1 protein-coding gene is annotated in these 1117 nt (G+C 69.4%); it reads right to left on the reverse strand.

Annotated features, from left to right (window positions below; all coding sequences use genetic code 11):
- Window positions 1–1117 (reverse strand): M1 family aminopeptidase (locus tag AB0I03_RS26980; protein ID WP_360417458.1); only part of this gene is annotated, 1117 nt, incomplete at both ends.

Here is a 1117-nt window from a genome sequence, read left to right on the forward strand (position 1 = left end):
GCGTAGGTGATGCCGTCGAAGTTGAGCTTGGCGTCCTCCAGGTCGCCGATGTCGGCGGTGATCGGGTGGGTGGAGGGAAGTTGGTCGGCCCGGTACGCCCAGGACTTGCGGCGGTTGGCGAAGGTGATCCAGCCGTCCGTGAAGCGGGTCGCGCCGACCTGCGCGAAGCTGCCCATGAAGTCGGCGTAGGACTCCTTGAGCCACAGGTCGTCCCACCAGTGCATGGTGACCAGGTCGCCGAACCACATGTGCGCCAGCTCGTGCAGGATGACGTTGGCCCGGCGCTCGTAGGACGCCTCGGTGACCTTGCCGCGGAAGATGAACTCCTCGCGGAAGGTGACGCAGCCGGGGTTCTCCATCGCGCCGAGGTTGTACTCCGGCACGAACGCCTGGTCGTACTTCCCGAACGGGTAGGGGAAGTCGAAGTGGTCGTGGAAGAAGTCCAGGCCCTGCTTGGTGACGGTGAAGATGTCGTCCGCGTCGAAGTGCCGGGCCAGCCCCTTGCGGCACAGCGCGCCGAGCGGGATCTCCAGCTTGCTGCCGTCCTGGAAGGCGCGGCGGTAGGTGTCGGTGACGTAGTGGTACGGCCCGGCGACCACGGCGGTGATGTACGTGGAGATCGGTTGGGTGGTGGCGAAGCGGTGCCTGCCTGCCTCGGCGGGGCCCTCCTGGGCGCCGTTGCTGAGCACCAGCCAGCCCTCGGGCGCGGTGACCTCGAAGGTGAACGGGGCCTTCAGGTCGGGCTGTTCGAAGTTGGCGAAGACCCGGCGGGAGTCGGCGGGCTCGTACTGGGTGTAGAGGTAGACCTCGCCGTCCTCGGGGTCGACGAAGCGGTGCAGGCCCTCGCCGGTGCGGCTGTAGGCGCACTGCGCGTCGACGACGAGGGTGTTCTCGGCGGCCAGGTCGGCCAGCGCGATCCGGGTGCCGTCGAAGACCTCGGCCGGGTCCAGCGCGCGGCCGTTGAGGGTGACCGCGCCGACCGACGGCGCCAGGAGGTCCGCGAAGCTCGTCGCGCCGGGTTCGGCGCACCGGAAGCGGATCGTCGTCTGGGAGCGGAAGGTGGCCGCGTCCGCGCCCCCGGCGACCGCTGAGCGGACGTCCAGCGCCACGTCGTAAC

It is taken from the genome of Glycomyces sp. NPDC021274 (assembly GCF_040641195.1).
Classification (GTDB): domain Bacteria; phylum Actinomycetota; class Actinomycetes; order Mycobacteriales; family Micromonosporaceae; genus Glycomyces.